We start from the raw sequence: 17,499 nt of genomic DNA on the forward strand, positions 1-17,499 counted from the left end.
CCCATGGAGAGACGAGAGACGCGAAACGATCCGATGGCACAGGTGGAATCCCTGCTTTACGGAGCGGACCGGGAACGCATCCTCGCCCTGGTGGCGGAGATGGGAGAGTTGGCCGCCACTGCGGTGGAGGAGGCGGTGCACGCGCTTCAGGCGCAGGACGATGCGCGGTGCGACAAGGTGATCTCCGGCGATGACGCGGTGGACGAGCTGGAACATCGCATCGATCAGGAGTGTCTCGCCTCGATCGCACTCAGACAACCCGTTCGGGAGGATCTGCGCTTCGTCTTCGCGGTGCTCAAGAGCATCGCCGATCTGGAGCGCATCGGCGACCAGGCGGTGAACATCGCGGAAAAGGCCAAGGTCCTGAACCGGGCACCTCTGGTGAAGCCGCTGGTGGACATCCCCCGGATGAAGGACATCTGTGTCGCCATGGTTCGGGACGCACTCAAGGCCGCTCGCAAGGGAGATTCATCCCTCGCGGAGGAGGTGTGTCGCCGCGACGCCGAACTGGACAGACTGAAGGAGATGGTCTCGGAGGAACTGTTTTTTCTCATGGCAACCCGTTTCGGAGGTGACGCGACGTCTCTCCGGGGTGCGGCGGGGCTCCTGTGGATCACCCACCATCTGGCCCGCATCGGAGACCACGCCACGAACATGGCCGAACGGACCTATTATGCGCTGCGCGGCGAGGATCTGAAGAGTCGCCTCAAGCAGGAACAGGAAACACAGCACCACGGCTGAAGTCGCCGATTCCCCACATTGCGCCCTCCCGGCGGACGGCGGGTGCTTACGGTCGTCCGGGGCGTTCCGGGCATTCCGCACAATGGCGCCTCCAACCTCCGGGAGAACATGCGCTTTCTGCACGAAGAAAGTGCCGTTTCGCCCTCCCGGCGGACGGCGGGTGCTTACGGCCCTCCGCGGCGTCCCGGGCATTCTGCACAACGGCACCTCCAACCTCCTGGAGAACATGCGCCTTCTGCACGAAGAAAGTGCCGTTTCGCCCTCCCGGCGGACGGCGGGTGCTCTTCTCAGACCTTGAGCCCGCTTACGAATCGCTCGCGTCCGCTTCGGCCCTCCGGGGACCGTCGCAGAGCCGCCCTCCCTGGCGGCGCTGCGACTCTCCGGGGCATCCTGCCCCTCCGTCCCCTGCGGTCTCTCGCTTCCGCTCGCACGCGGGCCAAAGGATCTTCGAAGACCATCCCTTGTCCGCCGTTATCTCACCCTCACAAGGAATTCCGCTTGTTCGGCCCACAAGGTTCTCTCCCGTAAAAACCCCTTCGCTAAAGGAAACTCTGAATAAAGACCTTTCGTCGCTTTCCCTTGACTCGGGTCGCATCAGGCTCTGCAAGGCGTCCTGCGGGGCTGATGCAGCCTTATCCAGAAGTTCCTAAATTCATGAGCACTCCCCTCTAAAATACTCGTCACCAGGAACTCCGGCGTTCGGCGGATCTGTCGTATCGTTGTGTTTTTTCGCCACTCCGGATAGAGTGATATTGCAACAGGAAACAATCGGTTCAACAACACCGAGGAGGCGAAAAAATGTCCCGAAACGACGGTCTTCCTGAAACACTCCGTTTCGATTCCCTGGCCATCCACGCCGGATACGAACCCGATGCGGCGACACTCTCCCGCACGGTGCCTATTTATCAGACCACGGCGTATCGATTCAAAAGTGCCGCTCATGCGGCAAGCCTTTTTGCTCTCGAAGAGGAGGGAAATATCTACACCCGCATCGGCAACCCCACCACGGAAGTGCTGGAAAAACGCATGGCGGCACTGGAAGGCGGCGTTGCGGCGGTAGCCTTCGCCTCGGGACACGCCGCCGTAAGCGGCGCCATCCTGAATATCGCGGGCGCGGACGACGAGATCGTCTCCTCTTCCGCCCTCTACGGCGGAACGGCGAACCTCTTTGCCGCCACGCTTCCGCGATACGGCATCACCGTTACGTTCGTCGACTCCCGGAACCCGGAAAATTTCCGAAAAGCCGTAACCCCGAGGACAAAAGCCTTCTACGGCGAGGTCATCGGCAATCCCGACGCGCAGGTGCTGGACATTCAGGCCGTGGGCGACATCGCCGCCGAATGCGGCGTTCCTCTCGTCGTGGACGCCACCTTCGCCCCCCCCTGCCTCTGCCGCTCTCTCGAATGGGGCGCGAACATCGTGCTCCATTCCGCCACGAAATTCCTCGGCGGACATGGAACCTCCATGGCGGGCATCGTGGTGGACGGCGGCCGTTTCGACTGGGGCAACGGACGGTTTCCCTCCCTCTCCGAACCCGACCCGAGTTACCATGATCTGCGCTATACCGAAACCTTCGGCGCAGCGGCCTTTGCGGCACGACTCCGCACGCAGGTTCTTAGGGATTTCGGCGCCTGCCTGAGTCCGTTCAACAGTTTTCTCATTCTTCAGGGGATCGAGACACTCCCGCTCCGCATGGAGCGCCATTGCAGCAACGCGCTCGCCGTGGCCCGATTCCTGGAACGGCACCCTGCCGTCGCCTGGGTGAATTATCCGGGGCTTTCCTCCCATCCCGATGCGTCACTGGCAGAAAAGTACCTCCCCAAGGGAGCAGGGTCGATCTTCACCTTCGGCGTCAAGGGCGGATTGGAAGCGGGACGACGCTTCATCGACACCGTTCGACTCTTCTCCCTGGTGGCGAATGTAGGCGACGCCCGTTCGCTGGTGATCCATCCCGCCAGCACCACCCATTCACAACTCGACAGCACCCAACTCGCCGCAGCGGGAGTACGGGAGGATACCATCCGCCTCTCCATCGGTTTGGAAGATCCCCGGGATCTTCTCGAAGACCTGGACCAGGCCCTCAGGAAGGCCACCGATCCCGGTGTTCTCTCCTAAAACGCTTCGCCCCTGCGGACCCTGGAGGAACGCCGTGCCGCCCAGAGAGAAAGAGCCTCTGCGAGCCTCTGAAGGAACACCATATCGCCCAGGCGGGGAGATCTTCTTCGCATCCTCTCCGGAATGCCGCGCCACCGAGGCAGGAGAGAGTAAGGCCGCCAAGGCCCTTTGGCCCGCGTGCGAGTGGAAGCGAGAGACCGCAGGGGACGGAGGGGCAGGATGCCCCGGAGAGTCGCAGCGCCGCCAGGGAGGGCGGCTCTGCGACGGTCCCCGGAGGGCCGAAGCGGACGCGAGCGGTCCGTAAGCGGGCTCAAGGGCCGGGTGGCCTTGCTCTCTCCCGCCGGACGGCACGAAGACAGCACAGCGACCACACGGAAACACACGGAAACTCGCCGCTTCTCAACTTCATAAACCCGGGGAGAAGCGGAAGACGAAAACACACCGAAGCGGCAACCAGCGGGCCGGGTGGCCTTGCTCTCTCCCGCCGGGCGGCACGAAGACAGCACAGCAACCGCAGGGAAACACACGGAAACTCGCCGCTTCTCAACTTCATAAACCCGGGGAGAAGCGGAAGACGAAAACACACCGAAGCGGCAACCAGCGGGCCGGGTGGCCTTGCTCTCTCCCGCCGGGCGGCACAAAGACAGCACAGCGACAGCACGGAAACACACGGAAACTCGCCGCTTCTCAACTTCATAAACCCGGGGAGAAGCGGAAGACGAAAACACACCGAAGCGGCAACCAGCGGGCCGGGTGGCCTTGCTCTCTCCCGCCGGGCGGCACAAAGACAGCACAGCGACAGCACGGAAACACACGGAAACTCGCCGCTTCTCAACTCCATAAACCCTGGGGGAAGCGGAAGACAAAAACACACCGAAGCAGCAACCAGCGGACCGGGCGGCCTTGCACTCTCCCGCCGGACGGCACGAAGACAGCACAGCAACAGCAGGGAAACACACGGAAACTCGCCGCTTCTCAACTTCATAAACCCGGGGAGAAGCGGAAGACGAAAACACACCGAAGCGGCAACCAGCAGGCCGGGTGGCCTTGCTCTCTCCCGCCGGGCGGCACGAAGACAGCACAGCGACAGCACGAAAACACACGGATACTCTCCGCTTCTCCACTCCATAAACCCAGAGAGAAGCGGAAGATAACACAGACTCTCGCCCATGACCAAGGAGGTGCGATGAACATGATGGAGATCACAGGTAACGGTGTTCAGGCGGAGAAGACCTTCGTCTGCTTCGAGGACATGCTGGACTCACTCTCCGTGACCGTCGTCGCGGAGGATTCCGTTCCCTACGAAAGCCCCCTGCTCGGACAGCACGGACTTTCCCTGTACGTCGAGGCAACCCGCCAGGACACGCGCTTCCGCTGCCTCCTCGACGTGGGACAGCATCCCGACGCGCTCGCCTTCAACATGGAACGCCTCGGCATCGACCCCGCCACACTCGACGCGATCATTCTCACCCACTGTCACTACGATCACACCAAGGGCGTCGCGGCTCTGCTCCGCCGCGCGGGAAAGAAAAACCTCCCCGTGGTGGGACATCCCACACTCTTCCGCCCCCACTTCTGCACGGCCCCTTCGCTCCAGCTTCTCGGTGTCCCCCCGGAGGACAGCCTCTCGGAAATCACCGCCGCCGGAGGCGTCTTCCTCGCCGTGGCCGATCCGCTCCAGCTGCTTCCGGGGCTCGTCGTCACGGGGGAAATCCCGAGAGTCTCCGGGTTTGAGCGCCCCCCCGCAGGACTTCACACCGTCGAAAACGGTGCGGTGGTCCCCGATTCGATGCGGGACGACCTGGCTCTTGCGGCATGCGTTCGCGGACGGGGCATCGTGGTCCTCACCGCATGCAGTCACGCGGGCATTGTGAACACCACGCGCTACGCCCTCGGGCTGTGGGGGCCGGACACATTGGTGCAGTGCGGCGGCAGTTCCGCCCTCGTCGGGATCGTCGGAGGATTTCACCTCGTGGAGGCCGACGACGAGTGCGTCGCCAAAACCGCCTCCGCCCTGGCGGAGCTGGAACCTCAATGGATCAGCGCCGGGCACTGCACGGGATGGAAGGCCCAGATCAGCCTTCAGGCACACCTGGGGGACCGCTTCCGGCCTCTTGCGACAGGGTTGCGTTTCTTCGTGGAGGCACCTGCGATCATCCAAGGCATGCCGGACACCCGTTCCTGAGGTGCCGCCGTGAATTCCCGGGAACACCGTTCCTTTCTTCTGAAGATGGTCCAGGACTCCCTGAAGGAGATGACCTTTGCCAGGGCTCTTCCGGACCGCGCCTCCGTCACCGCCGAGGGGCTCCGGTGGAACGGCATACTCCAGGAGCCGCCTTATTTTCTCCTCGCCCTCGGCAAAGGGGCCCCGGAGATGGCCGCGGCCATGGCGGAACTCCTTCCGGAACACCTGTTCCTGGGAGGGCTGGTGGTGACCAAGGACGGACATGGAGGACTCCTCATGGAAAAGGGGCACCCCTGGACGCTTTGTTCCTCCTTTCCCCAGGAGGCACCGCCGTCTCCGCCCCCCCTGGTGCTCCGCGAGACCGCGCATCCCATCACGGACGCCCGGGCCATCGCCGCCGCGGAAGAAGCGCTTCACCTCCTGAAGAACCTTCCGCTCCGCTGCACCGTCATCGTCCTTCTCTCCGGGGGCGGTTCGGCCCTCTTCGAACTTCCCAGACCACCATTGACGCTTGAGGATCTGGACGCGGCGAACCGTCTTCTCGTCACCTGCGGTGCCTCCATCACGGAGATCAATTGCGTGCGGAAACATCTCTCCGCCGTAAAGGGAGGCGGTCTCCTGCGGCATATCTTCCCCAGAAACTGCCTCTCCCTCCTCGTCTCGGACGTGGTGGGAGACCCCGTGGACGCCATCGCGTCGGGCCCCACCTCGGCGGACCCCACCACCTTCGGGGATGCCCTGGATGTGTTGCGCCGTTACGATCTGGAGACAACTTTTCCTCCAAGGGCGCTCTCTCTGCTTCGGGAGGGACACCGTGCCGCCGCGGAAGACATGGACACTCCGGGCTTTCCCCGGGAATCCCTCGAAGAGACCGTCAAGAACACCGCCTCTTTCGCCGTCACCACCGAGGTGGTGCTGGGCAATCGGGCATTGCTGGACAATCTCGGCCGCCGCCTCGCCCAGGCCGGGCTGCACACGCTGCATCTCTCCACCTTCGTCTCCGGCGAGGCCCGGGAAGTGGGACGTTTTCTCGCCGACATAGCCCGTGAAATCCGCGCCTCTGGCAAGCCCGTCCCTCTTCCCGCGGCGGTCCTCACCGGGGGTGAGACGGTGGTGACGCTCCGAGGCAGGGGCAGGGGGGGCCGAATCAGGAGACGGCGCTGGCCTTCGCCATCGCGGCCCGGGACCTCCCCGGAGTCACCCTGCTCTCCCTCGATTCGGACGGCACGGACGGCCCCACCGACGCCGCCGGGGGCATCACCGACGGGGGGAGTTTCGCCCGCATGCACGCCGACGGAATCGACCCGTGGAAGGCCCTTGCGGACAACGACGCCTATGCGGCCCTCGACGCGGCGGGAGATCTCCTCCGCCTCGGCCCCACGGGGACGAACCTGAACGACTGTCGGGTACTCCTGGTGGAATGACGTCCGAAAAACTTCCGCTTTGTGGTATAACCGAAAAATATCTCCGGAGTGGAGAAATATCCTTCTTTCGGAGAGGAGAGAATGTGCGCAACCGGCTCCGGCCGCTGCAGAACGTGTCGTGTCTTCGATTCAAGAAGAACAAGAGAACGTGTCCACAGAAAGGAGTTTTCCACAGTGCTTGAACGAATCCGTGCCCGGGCGCGGGAACTCGCCCCGGAGATCGCCTCCTGGAGACACCATTTCCACGCCCATCCCGAACTCTCCTTCGAAGAGACGGAGACCACCCGCAGGGTGGTGGAGTTGCTCCGCTCCTTCGGCTACGAAAACCTCCGGATCGGCACGGCGGGGCTTCCCACCGGAGTCGTGGCCGACCTTAATCCGGACAAACCCGGACGGTGCCATGCGCTGAGGGCCGACATGGATGCCCTTCCCATGACCGAGGAGGGAACATGCCCCTACCGCTCGACAAACCCCAAGGCCATGCATGCCTGCGGGCACGACGCACATGTGGCGATGCTCCTCGGCGCGGCCAGAATTCTCAAGGAAATGGAAGAGGACCTTCCCGGGCGGGTACGCCTGCTCTTCCAGCCTTCGGAGGAGTCACCCCACCGCAGCGGCGCCCGGGCGATGATCGCCGAAAACGCTCTGGCCGGAGTGGACACCATCTCGGGCGTGCACGTCTGGTCACCTCTCGAAAGCGGCACGCTGGGCTACCGTACCGGCCCTCTCATGGCCTCGGCGGATCAATGGGAGTGCACCATTGAAGGAAAAGGAGGGCACGGAGCACTTCCCCATCAGGCGGTGGATCCCGTCGTGGCCGCCTCCCTGCTCGTGAACGCACTCCAGACCATCGTGAGCCGCGAACTCAACCCCCTGGATACGGCGGTTCTCACCGTGGGCAAAATCGAGGCGGGCACCACCTTCAACATCATTCCCGACAGGGCGGAAATGATGGGGACCGTGCGCACCCTCGACCAGGGCGTGCGAAAGGACATTCAGGTCCGCATGCGACGCATCGTGGAGGGACTCTGCGAAACAATGCGCTGCAAGGCCGATTTCCGCTATAAGGAAGTCCTGCCTCCGACGGTAAACGCCCCCGGTCTCGCAGCGAAAGCGGCGACCCTGGCAAAAACCCTCTTCGGAGAGGACAACGTCCTTGAGATCCCTCCCGTCATGGCCTCGGAGGACATGAGCCTGTACCTGGAAAAAATCCCCGGGGTCTTTCTGTTCCTCGGCACGGGCAATGCCGCGAAGGGACTTACGCAGGCGCATCACCATCCCCGTTTCGACGTGGACGACGACGTTCTTCCCCTGGGCGTCTCTCTCCATTGTCTTCTGGCCTGGGCGTCCCTGGCCGGCGCGCTGTAAAGGCCGAAACGGTCGTACCCACGGAGCGCACGCGCCTCGGCGCTCCGCATTTCCATACTTTCTGGAAGAAGAACGCTTGTGCGGTGAACGCGGAATTTCTATAATGATGTTGCTCGTCACCGTTCTTTGTCGCAAGAGCGCCTTCCTAGAGTCCGAACGGGCAAGGCGCACGAGGGGAGGGACGAACCTTGGGCACCGTCCGCGTGGATGATCTCAAATCGGGCATGACGCTTGCAAAACCCGTCGTCGCTCCGAACGGACGCTTTCTTCTTCCCGAGGGAGCGGTCCTCAAGGACAAGAACATCCAGGTCTTCAAGATCTGGGGTGTCACCGAAGCACATGTGGTGGGACACGACCAGGAACGAATCGAGGAACAAAGCATCGCCCGCTTCAGTCCCGAGCATCTTCGCCTCGCCGAGGCACATCTGGCCGTGCGTTTTCCCCAAAACGTCGCCGAATCGCACTTTCTTGCGGAGACACATCGTCTCTGCCTTCTCCGTCTGGCGGAACACCTCGCGGAGGGACGCCCGCTTCCGGAGCAGCCGCCACTTCCGGAGACACCCGTTCAGAAAACACGGGGTGCCTCGAGGAAAACACTTTCCCTTCAGGAGCTGGTGGAAGGCGAGGTGCAGCTCGCGTCCTTTCCGGACGTGTATTTTCGCATTCAGGAGGTTCTGGAGGACGCCCGGAGTTCCGCAAGCCACATCGCCGACGTGGTGAGCGAGGACACGAGCCTCACGGCGAAGCTTCTCAAGCTGGTGAACAGCTCCTTCTACGGTTTTCCCTCCCGTATCGAGTCCATCTCCCGGGCGGTGGCCCTCATCGGCACCAACGAACTTTCCACTCTCGCCCTGGGAATTTCCGTGGTGCACTGCTTTCGAAACATTCCGCCCTCGGTGTTCGACATGAAATCCTTCTGGCAGCATTCCGTGGCGTGCGGCGTCTTCTCCCGCATTCTGGCTCGGGAAAAATCGGGGCTCTCGGAGGAACGTCTCTTCGTGGCGGGACTTCTGCACGATGTGGGGCGCCTCGTCCTCGCCCGGAGCAGGCCACGCCAGCTCGCCCAGGCCATGGCGCTGAGCCGGAAGAAACGCATTCCGCTCTTCGAGGCGGAGCGGGAAATCCTCGACTTCGACCATACCCAGGTGGGAGGGCTGCTGCTCAGGACCTGGAAAATTCCGGGCGCCCTGGAAACGCTGGTGCGGTTTCACCACGCACCTCTTTCGGCGCATCCCGCCGCGGAGGCGGCGGTGGTGAACATCGCCGATGCGCTGGCCATCTCCCTCGCCATCGGCGGCAGCGGTTCCTTTTACGTCCCCTTCACGGACGACGAGGTCTGGGGCACGCTCCATCTTTCTCCAAGCGTACTCTCTCCCACCGTCGCCCAGGCGGAACGTCAGATCAAAGAGATCACCGATCTCTTTCTCTCCTCCGAGGCCGTGGAAGAATGACCCGCGAGACGGGCGAGCGGCGCGAATCCGCACTTCGCGAGGAGATTCCGGAGAAACACCTGTCCGACTCCTCCACGCCTCAGAAAGGACGGGGAAAGAAAACGGCGCCTCCCCTTTCTCCGGAGGAACGCCTTGCCATCTACGCGGAGGAGAGGCGCGCCGCCCTCGAAGCCCTGGGCGTCGCCGCGTCCCTCGCCCGCTTCGACACCGGCACGAGCCGTCTGGAGGATCTCCGAACAATTTTGAAGGAAACCGAAAACCGGGCGAACATGCTCGTTCGTTTCAAGGCACTGGCGTTCTACCTGGTGGACGAATCGGATTCCAGCTTTTACCAGGCCTATTGCAGCGATCTCCTGTGGGAGCGATTCTTCGAGGAGGAACTGCAGCCCCTCATCGACGACCGCACCTTCGCCTGGGCCATCTCCCGGGAGCGGTGCGTCATCGTCTCTTCGAAAAAACGCACGGAGCGTCTGCTCCTCCATGTCCTCGCAACCCCCTCCCGCACGCGGGGAATGTTCGTGGCCGTCCTCGATCAGGACAAGAAAACCATCCGGGACCACTCCCTCTCCCTCCTGTCGGTGGTGATGTTCACCGCCGCCGCGGCGCTGGAGAGCTTTTTCCTCTATAAGAACGTGCGGGAGCTGAACGCCAAGCTGGTCTCCCACATCCAGCACCTGGAGACCACTGAGAAGGAACTCGCCCGCTACCGCAACCGCCTCGAGGAAGAGGTGGGGGAACGCACGGTGGAACTGCAGAAGACAAACCGGCGCCTCCGGGAGGAGATCCGGCAGCATCAGGAGGCGGAACGCGCTCTCGCCGAGAGCCGTGAGCGCTTTCGGGCTCTCGTGGAACATTCCTCCGACGTGGTGTGGGAGATGGACGGAGAAGGGCGTTTCACCTACGTGAGCCCCAAGATCGAGGAACTTCTGGGCATTCCTCCCGAAGCGGTCCTCGGCATGTGTTTCTGCGACACGTTCGACTGCGGTGAAGAGGAGCGGGAGCGGTTCCGCATCGGTCTGGAGAACCTCAAAAAGCGCGGAGCTCCTTTCACGCAAGTGGAATGCGCATGGCGCGCCGCGGACGGTCGGCGCTTCTTCTTCGAGGCGAGCGGCCAGCCCTTTTTCGATGAGGTGGGAACGCTTGCGGGATACCGAGGCGTCAGCCGGGACGTGACGGAAACCAAAAAGGCTCTGGAACAAATAACGTTCCAGGCGACACACGACCCGCTCACGTCGCTTCCTAACCGTGCACTCTTCGCGGACAGGCTCAACATGGCCCTCGCTCTTGCGCGGCGCAAGAACGAACTGGTGGCGGTGTTCTTCCTCGACCTCGACGGATTCAAGACCGTGAACGACTCCCTGGGACACGATGTGGGAGACCGCCTTCTCGTTGCCGTGGCGAACCGTCTTCGGGAACAGATCCGGGACATGGACACGGTGTCCCGGATGGGAGGCGACGAGTTCACCTTCATTTTTCCCGGAGTGCACGACCGGGCCGAAACGGCCCGCATCGCCGAGCGAATTCTCGCCGCAGTGGCGGAGGAAATCCGCCTGGAAAGCGAGGAGAGCACCCCTCCGCTCGACATCTCCGTGACGGCGAGCATGGGCATCGCCCTCTTTCCCTGGGACGGAGAGGACGTACAGACCCTGATGAAGCGCGCCGACGCGGCCCTGTACCGGGCAAAGGTGCTCGGGCGCAACGCCTACCGTTTCTGGAACGCTCACGAGACGGAGGTCTTCGGGGAGATCGTGGACGATGCGATGATGCGCAAACGTCTGGAAGAGCACCTTCAGGAGACACGGGGATTCCTCGAGGCCGTTCTCAACGCCGTAGGACATCCCATTTTCATGAAGAACGAGGAGCGCCGCTACGTCCTCGCCAACGATGCCTATTGCCGCTGGATCGGGCGCCCGCGGGAGGAAATCCTGGGAAAGTCCCCTGAGGATCTCTTTCCTGCCGAGGACGCGGCGGCCTTTTCCGAGACGGACCTGCGAATTCTCGAAACGGGGGAGTCCATCACCGCGGAAGAGAGGATCGCCGTAAAAACCGGAGCGGACGGTAAACCCAGGACGGTGCTCATCTCAAAGTCCCCCTACACCGACGCAAAGGGGCGGCGCTACGTGGTGGGCAGCATCCTGGACATCACGGGCAGAAAGGCCGCGGAAGATCTTCTCTCCCTCGGCGAGCAGGATTTCCGCGCCATCTTCGACCAGGCGGCGAATCCCATGGTGATCCTCGCTCCGGAGGGACACTTTCTCGCGGTGAACAGCGCAACCCTCCGAAACCTGGGCTACACACGGGAGGAGTTTCTCCGCCTCACGCCAAGGGATCTCGTTCCCGAGGGCCATCACTGCCTTTCTCCGGAGAACCTCGCCGTGGTCTGTACCAAGGGAAGCCTCACCTACGAAACGGTGCAGCGGAGACGAGACGGCACACTCGTCCCCGTGGAGATGCACGCCGCCCGCATCGTCTTCGAGGGCAAACCCGCCGTGCTTGCCCTCAACCGCTTCCTGAAGGAAGACGGCAACAGGAACGAACCATGAACATCGGGGACACCTCGCGTCGCGAAGCATCCCCGATGTCGCACGAATCCCGTAAACCTTCCTTTCCGCACCGGCGCGGCAGTTCCTTCCGCCCCGGTGTGGCGCGCTCCCTTCGCTCAGGCGCCGTCGCCCCCGAGCACCGCCAGAGCGTTCGCCACCGTGACGGCCACCCCCACGGGGAGGCAGGCCGGATCGATGTCGAAGTGCGGATTGTGCCCCTCCACGACGAGCCCCTTCTTCCGGTTCGCCGAACCGAGGCGGAAGAAGGCCCCCGGAACGGCCCGGGCGAAATAGGCGAAATCCTCCACGCCGAGGCTCGCCGTCTCCAACACCTCCACGTTCTCCGGTCCCAGCAGGCGCGCTCCCGACGTCGCCACCAGGTCCACGAGAGCCCGGTCGTTCAGGAGGGGTACGTACCCCTCCTGGCGGCGAACCTCCGCGCTTCCGCCGAGTCCTTCCGCCACGGTTTTCACCACCTCCGCCACCCGAGCGTTCACCTTTTCCCGCGTCTCCGGCAGGAGGGTCCGCACCGTGGCCTCCATCTCCACCCGGTCGGCGATGACGTTCCGGGCCGAACCGCCCCGGATCACCCCCACGGTGACCACCGCGCTGTCCCGGGGATCCACGTTCCGGCTCACCACCGACTGAAGCGCCGTCAGCACATACCCCGCGATGGCCACGGCATCGACTCCTCCGTGCGGATAAGCCCCGTGGGAGGAGCATCCCCGGAGCACAATGTCCAGCGCGTCCGAGGCGGCGCACATCTGGCCGTACCTCACGCCGATGCGTCCCGCCTCCAGCTCGGGGCAGACGTGGAGTCCAAAGACCGCGTCCACTTTGGGGTTCTCCAGTACCCCCTCCCGGATCATGGGCTCCGCGCCGCCGTCGGACTCCTCCGCGGGCTGGAAGAGAAACTTCACCGTCCCGGAAAAACGGTCCCGCAGTTCCGCGAGCAGACGAGCCGCGCCGAGGAGGATCGCCGTATGGGCATCGTGTCCGCAGGCGTGCATCACCCCCGGCGTCCGCGACGCATAGGGCACGTCATTTTCCTCCTGAATCGGCAGCGCATCCATATCCGCCCGGAGCGCCACCACCCGGGGAGCACCGCCCGAAGAAGGCGCGGTCCCCTCCAGCACACCGAGCACGCCCGTCCGGGCGACGGTGCGGCAGGAAATGCCCAGTTTTTCCAGCTCCTCCCGCACACGACGGCTCGTTCGAACCTCCGCGAACCCCAGCTCCGGATGGGCGTGGAACTCCTCGCGGAGACCCCGCACCCATTCCGCCAGTTCCCGGGCCCTCCCGAGCAGGCCGAAAGCCGTATCCTCCACGACAGTGCTCTCCATTTTTCCATCCGTCATCTCCGACATCGCCTCCTCAAACATCCTCCCAGAAGAACGCCGCAGCGCCCCTCTGCATCGATGCGTCAGTGCCACACCACGTTCCGGATCTCACGAAACCCGAGCCCCGGCCCTTCGCCGAGGAGAATACGGGGACCGTCGCAGGTGATGCCTCCCTCCACGGGATCCTCCGCGCAGAGATCCGGCGTGTCCAGATCGATCCGGGTGATGCAGGGACAGGCCGCCGCCACGTGCGCCGCGGCGGTGACGCTCAATTTGGTCTCCATCATGCTGCCGATCATGGCCTCCACGCCGAAGCTCTCCGCCACCGCCGCGATCTGGAGCGCCCGGCGAATGCCGCCGCTCTTCATGAGCTTGATGTTCACCAGATCCGCCGCACCCTCCGCCAGAATGCGCGCCGCATCCCGTGGAGAATACACGGACTCGTCGGCCAGAACCGGCACGGACACGGCGTTCCGGACGAGCTTCATTCCCTCGATGTCCTCCGCGGGAACAGGCTGTTCCACCAGCTCCAGGTTCGGATCGGTCTCCTCCAGCTTCCGGAGGATGCGCACCGCCTCCTTGGGGTTCCACCCCTGGTTTGCGTCGAGCCGAAAGGCGACACCAGGCCCCACCGCATCCCGGATGGCGGTGATGCGCACCAGGTCCAGAGCCGGATTCTTTCCCACCTTGAGCTTGAGGATACGGAACCCCCGGCGCACCGCCTCGAGGCTGTCCGCCACCATCACCTCCGGTGTATCGACGCTGATGGTGAGGTCCGTTTCGAGTTCCCGTCGCCCGCTGCCGAGCAGGCGGGCCAAAGGCGCTCCGTACCGCTGCCCCCAGAGATCGTGGAGCGCCATGTCGAGCGCCGCCTTGGGAGACGAATTGTGCACGAGGCTTTTGTCCAGCCGGCGGAGGAGATCGTCCAGATCCTCCACGTCCCTCCCCAGAAGAAGGGGTTTCAGGTGGTCCTCCAGCGCCGCGACGATGCTTCCCCGGATATCGCCGGTGATGACCGCCGTGGGCGGCGCCTCGCCGTATCCCACATGCCCCGCGTCCGTCTCCAGGCGCACGACGATGTCCTCCACGGAGCGCACTTCCCGCAGCGCCGTCCGGAAAGGTTTCTTCAACGGCACTGACAGAGTTCCCAACCGCATGTCGGTGATCCGCACTTCCATCGCACCTCCTCGAAAGCCATAGAAAAAATCGTTCCCGTCACCGCTGTCGCATGTTCGCCCTCCGCAGCATACACGAAAAATGGCCTTTCGGTCCGGAAAGGTGCGACGCTTCTCACAAAAGAAGCCTCTTTCCCTGCGGGACTGCGACCAATTCATCTTGCATGACTCCGGAGAACAGGATAGCATGAAATTCCAGGATGTCCGGCCTGCCCAAGGCAGGCCGCAGGCACGGGGAAAAGGAGGTGCGGGAGATGACGGAGACAACGGGGGAACAAGAACAGCTCTTTCCTGAGATGGGCCCTTCCTTTCGCGAGTTCATCGAGGCCAGCCCCTCGGTCATGTTGCTCATCGATCCCGAGACCAGCGCGATCGTCCAGGCGAACGAGGAGGCAACGGCCTTCTACGGATATCCCAAGGAGCGGCTCGAACGCATGGGCATTTCGGAGATCAACATCCTCCCCCCGGAGGAAATCCTCCGGGAGATGACCGCCGCAAAAACCAACCGCAAGAGTTTTTTCCGCTTTCGCCACCGCCTTGCCTCGGGAGAGCTGCGAGCCGTGCACGTCTATTCCTCCCCCGTCCAGATGGAAGGAAAGCGGCTGCTCTGTTCCATCATCCAGGATGTGACGGACCTGAAAAGCGACGAGGACCGGGCGGAACGACGCCGTCTGGAGGAACACCTCGCCCGCAGCGTGGCCCTCCTCGGGGCCGCCATCGAGTCCGTGGCGGAGGGCATCATCGTGGTGGACATGAAGGGGCGGGTGCTCATCTACAACGCTAACTTCGAACGCTTCTGGAACACCCCCTCGGGGTGGAGCACCGCCTTCGATCCGGAGGAACGACTGACCTTCCTGAGCAATCTCGCCCGAGACCAGGAGGAGTTCATGAAGCTCATCCAGACCGTCCGGAACCAACCCGACCTGGAGCGGAGCGGCACAATGCACCTGGCGGACGGGCGGATCTTGGAGTTCGAGTCCCGCCCCTTCCGGGCGGAGGAGACCATTCTCGGGCGCATCTGGAGCATCCGGGACGTGACCGAGCGGGAGGAGGCCCGAAAGGCCCTCGAGACCTCCCTCCGGGAGAAGGAATTGCTCCTGCGGGAAATCCACCACCGGGTGAAGAACAACCTGCAGATCGTGGCGAGCCTCCTCTCGCTCCACCTGGGAACCGCGGAGAATCCCAAGGTGAGAGAGGCCCTGCTGGAGAGCCGCGGCCGCGTGCAGAGCATGGCGCTCATCCACGAGAAGATCTACCGCTCCCGGGACGTCTCCGCCGTCAATCTGGAGGAATACGTGGCGGACGTGGTGCGGAGCGTGGCCGGAGCGTTCGGTCTGCCCAGCCGAACCGTGACGCTCGACATCGAGGCGGAACCGCTTCCCTTGGACATCGACCGAGCCGTTCCCTGCGGCCTCGTTCTCAACGAACTCGTGACCAACGTGTACAAACACGCCTTTCCGCAGGGGCAGGCGGGAACGCTTTTCGTGCGCATCGCCGCGGACCGGGAAGGATCCGCCCACATCACCATCGCCGACGACGGCGTGGGGCTTCCCGACGGATTCGACCCCAAAACACTGCACTCGTTGGGGATCACCATCGTGACCGCCCTGGTGGAGCAACTCAGAGGAACACTTCGTTTCTCCTCCGGCCCGTCGGAAAAAGGCACGGCCGTACACATCCGCTTTCCCCTCGGAGACGACCGAAACGGCAAGACTCCGGTGCAGACGGTGTAACGAAAACGTCATTGCCTTCCCAAAGAATCTTGCCTATAATGACGATGTGCCACGTCATAAGGAGCCGAATGACACTTGTGTAACGCATTCCGGGCTTTTTCGAAGGAACGAAGGAGACCGGGCAATCGAAGCGCGCCGGGGAACGTGCGGTACGCGGTTATTCCGAGGAGGGGATCATCGTGGAGGTGTCGCAGGTTTTGAGCGTGGAAACCATCGGAGAAGCGGCGGGAGTGGTCTGGTCCCATCTCAGCGAAAACGGAAGAACGACCCTCACGGCGCTGCACAAAGCCATCCCTCTGCCGGACAGGCTCGTGGACACCGCGGTGGGCTGGCTCGCCCGGGAAAAGAAGATCGCCTTCGAGACCGAGGGACGAACGACCTACCTCTTCCTTCTTTAGCGAACACACACCCCTCCCGGTTTCAAACGGGAGAGGTCGTTTCAGCGGAGCATTCCTTCCACGCAGGCGGTCCTTCGGGGCAACCCAGGAGCATTCGTGGCATTTCTTCCGTGAACAGTGAAAAAACTGTTACAAACATCTCTTGACCTTCCCTGGAAAGAGAACTAGCCTTAAGAAACAAGAACAGGGAAGGATGTGGCACCCCATGACCGACCGTGAGGAATCACTGGCAAACCGTCGCGTACGGGTCCTCGATCCCGCGCGGGGCATGCTTGAGTGCAGAGAATGCGGCGCCAGATGGATCGTTCCTCCGCATCCCAGAGAGGAAGGACTCCCGCCGGGCTATTGGAAATGTCCCAATCGCTGCAACTGTTCTGACGAGAGCCGGGAGGAGGAGCGCTGACGGTTCCGTGCCGTCCCGAAGGAAGTCCCCCGGCAAACAGCACCTCCGGAAAAACGGGAAGGTCTGACACACCATGGATGACGAGAAGAAACAGCACCGGTTCGCCGCTGCGGAAGCGGGCAAGGCGATGATGTCCCTCATGCTGGGGCGTCCCGCGTCTCCACTCTCTCTTCCTCCTTTTTCCCCCGAGAAAACCCTGAAAAAGTCCGATCCGTTTCTTCCCTCCCACCTGCGCGATCCCCGGCGACGACGCGCCCTCGCGGAAGGGCACGTCCTCTTCGCCCTGAGCGGCCTCGCCGCGGTGCGTCTTCTCCTGGACGACCGGACCCGACCCGACCTGGACGATCCGGACGTGCAAAGCGCCTACGACGCAGCCCGCTCCGTCTGCGGCAGCGAGGAGGAGTGCGCCGCCTTCGTGGAATGGCTCTGGCAGCGATGCATTGCGCTGCTTTCTCTTTCTCCCAGGCCCGAACGAATGCGCGCTCTGGCGGAACAGCTTCTGCGGAAGGGAAACCTTTCGGAACGGGAGATTCTCCGCCATCTCTGACGGGAAGAGCACTGTTTCCGTCCGTTTTTCAAATTCTTTACACTTTCGACATGACAAGGACACGCAAACAGGGTAC

The 17,499-nt window shown here is 63.1% G+C and carries 13 protein-coding genes and 1 pseudogene; 12 read left to right on the forward strand and 2 right to left on the reverse strand.

Annotation, left to right across the window (positions count from 1 at the left end):
* Positions 1–3: 3 nt before the first annotated feature.
* From phoU to K349_RS17610, 8 genes and pseudogenes are all read left to right on the forward strand, one after another.
* A complete protein-coding gene (gene phoU / locus K349_RS0100930; protein ID WP_026368035.1) occupies positions 4–741 on the forward strand; it encodes a phosphate signaling complex protein PhoU in 738 nt (245 codons plus the stop codon).
* 798 nt (positions 742–1,539) lie between these two features.
* Positions 1,540–2,856, forward strand: coding sequence for an O-acetylhomoserine aminocarboxypropyltransferase/cysteine synthase family protein (locus K349_RS0100940; protein ID WP_026368036.1), 1,317 nt, complete (start codon positions 1,540–1,542; stop codon positions 2,854–2,856).
* A gap of 1,192 nt (positions 2,857–4,048) precedes the next feature.
* Positions 4,049–5,041 carry an MBL fold metallo-hydrolase gene (locus tag K349_RS0100950; RefSeq protein WP_026368037.1) on the forward strand — a complete coding sequence of 331 codons (993 nt, stop codon included), beginning with the start codon at positions 4,049–4,051 and terminating at the stop codon, positions 5,039–5,041.
* Positions 5,042–5,086: 45 nt separating this feature from the next.
* Positions 5,087–5,830: pseudogene (locus K349_RS20010) on the forward strand (glycerate-2-kinase family protein); the annotation flags it as partial.
* 383 nt (positions 5,831–6,213) lie between these two features.
* Positions 6,214–6,465 (forward strand): MOFRL family protein, encoded by a 252-nt coding sequence (locus K349_RS20015; RefSeq protein ID WP_420834453.1) that lies wholly within the window; start codon positions 6,214–6,216, stop codon positions 6,463–6,465.
* Between the two features lie 174 nt (positions 6,466–6,639).
* Positions 6,640–7,833, forward strand: a complete 1,194-nt coding sequence (locus tag K349_RS0100965; RefSeq protein ID WP_026368039.1) for a M20 metallopeptidase family protein — start codon at positions 6,640–6,642, stop codon at positions 7,831–7,833.
* 188 nt (positions 7,834–8,021) lie between these two features.
* Positions 8,022–9,284: an HDOD domain-containing protein gene (locus K349_RS0100970; RefSeq protein WP_026368040.1), complete on the forward strand. Its 1,263-nt coding sequence runs from the start codon at positions 8,022–8,024 to the stop codon at positions 9,282–9,284.
* The gene (locus K349_RS17610; protein WP_026368041.1) at positions 9,281–11,827 is read left to right on the forward strand and encodes a PAS domain S-box protein; all 2,547 of its coding nucleotides are present in this window, start codon (positions 9,281–9,283) and stop codon (positions 11,825–11,827) included. Before K349_RS0100970 ends, K349_RS17610 begins: the two co-directional genes overlap by 4 nt.
* 116 nt (positions 11,828–11,943) lie before the next feature.
* Here the strand turns inward: K349_RS17610 and K349_RS0100980 are convergent, their stop codons facing one another.
* A complete protein-coding gene (locus tag K349_RS0100980) occupies positions 11,944–13,185 on the reverse strand; it encodes a M20 metallopeptidase family protein (RefSeq protein ID WP_245587981.1) in 1,242 nt (413 codons plus the stop codon).
* Positions 13,186–13,250: 65 nt separating this feature from the next.
* A complete protein-coding gene (locus K349_RS0100985) occupies positions 13,251–14,345 on the reverse strand; it encodes a dipeptide epimerase (RefSeq protein ID WP_245587982.1) in 1,095 nt (364 codons plus the stop codon).
* 251 nt (positions 14,346–14,596) lie between these two features.
* Here K349_RS0100985 and K349_RS17615 point away from each other — a divergent pair, with 251 nt between their 5' ends.
* The 4 genes from K349_RS17615 to K349_RS0101005 all read left to right on the forward strand — a co-directional run bounded on the left by K349_RS17615 (position 14,597) and on the right by K349_RS0101005 (position 17,423).
* Positions 14,597–16,075, forward strand: coding sequence for a sensor histidine kinase (locus K349_RS17615; protein ID WP_051464159.1), 1,479 nt, complete (start codon positions 14,597–14,599; stop codon positions 16,073–16,075).
* A 179-nt stretch (positions 16,076–16,254) separates the two neighbouring features.
* Positions 16,255–16,473, forward strand: coding sequence for a winged helix-turn-helix domain-containing protein (locus tag K349_RS0100995; protein ID WP_211240303.1), 219 nt, complete (start codon positions 16,255–16,257; stop codon positions 16,471–16,473).
* Positions 16,474–16,678: 205 nt separating this feature from the next.
* Positions 16,679–16,876, forward strand: coding sequence for a hypothetical protein (locus K349_RS0101000; protein WP_026368046.1), 198 nt, complete (start codon positions 16,679–16,681; stop codon positions 16,874–16,876).
* Between the two features lie 73 nt (positions 16,877–16,949).
* The gene (locus tag K349_RS0101005) at positions 16,950–17,423 is read left to right on the forward strand and encodes a hypothetical protein (RefSeq protein ID WP_026368047.1); all 474 of its coding nucleotides are present in this window, start codon (positions 16,950–16,952) and stop codon (positions 17,421–17,423) included.
* Positions 17,424–17,499 lie beyond the last annotated feature (76 nt).

The sequence above is a fragment of the Aminiphilus circumscriptus DSM 16581 genome (assembly GCF_000526375.1).
GTDB lineage: Bacteria > Synergistota > Synergistia > Synergistales > Aminiphilaceae > Aminiphilus > Aminiphilus circumscriptus.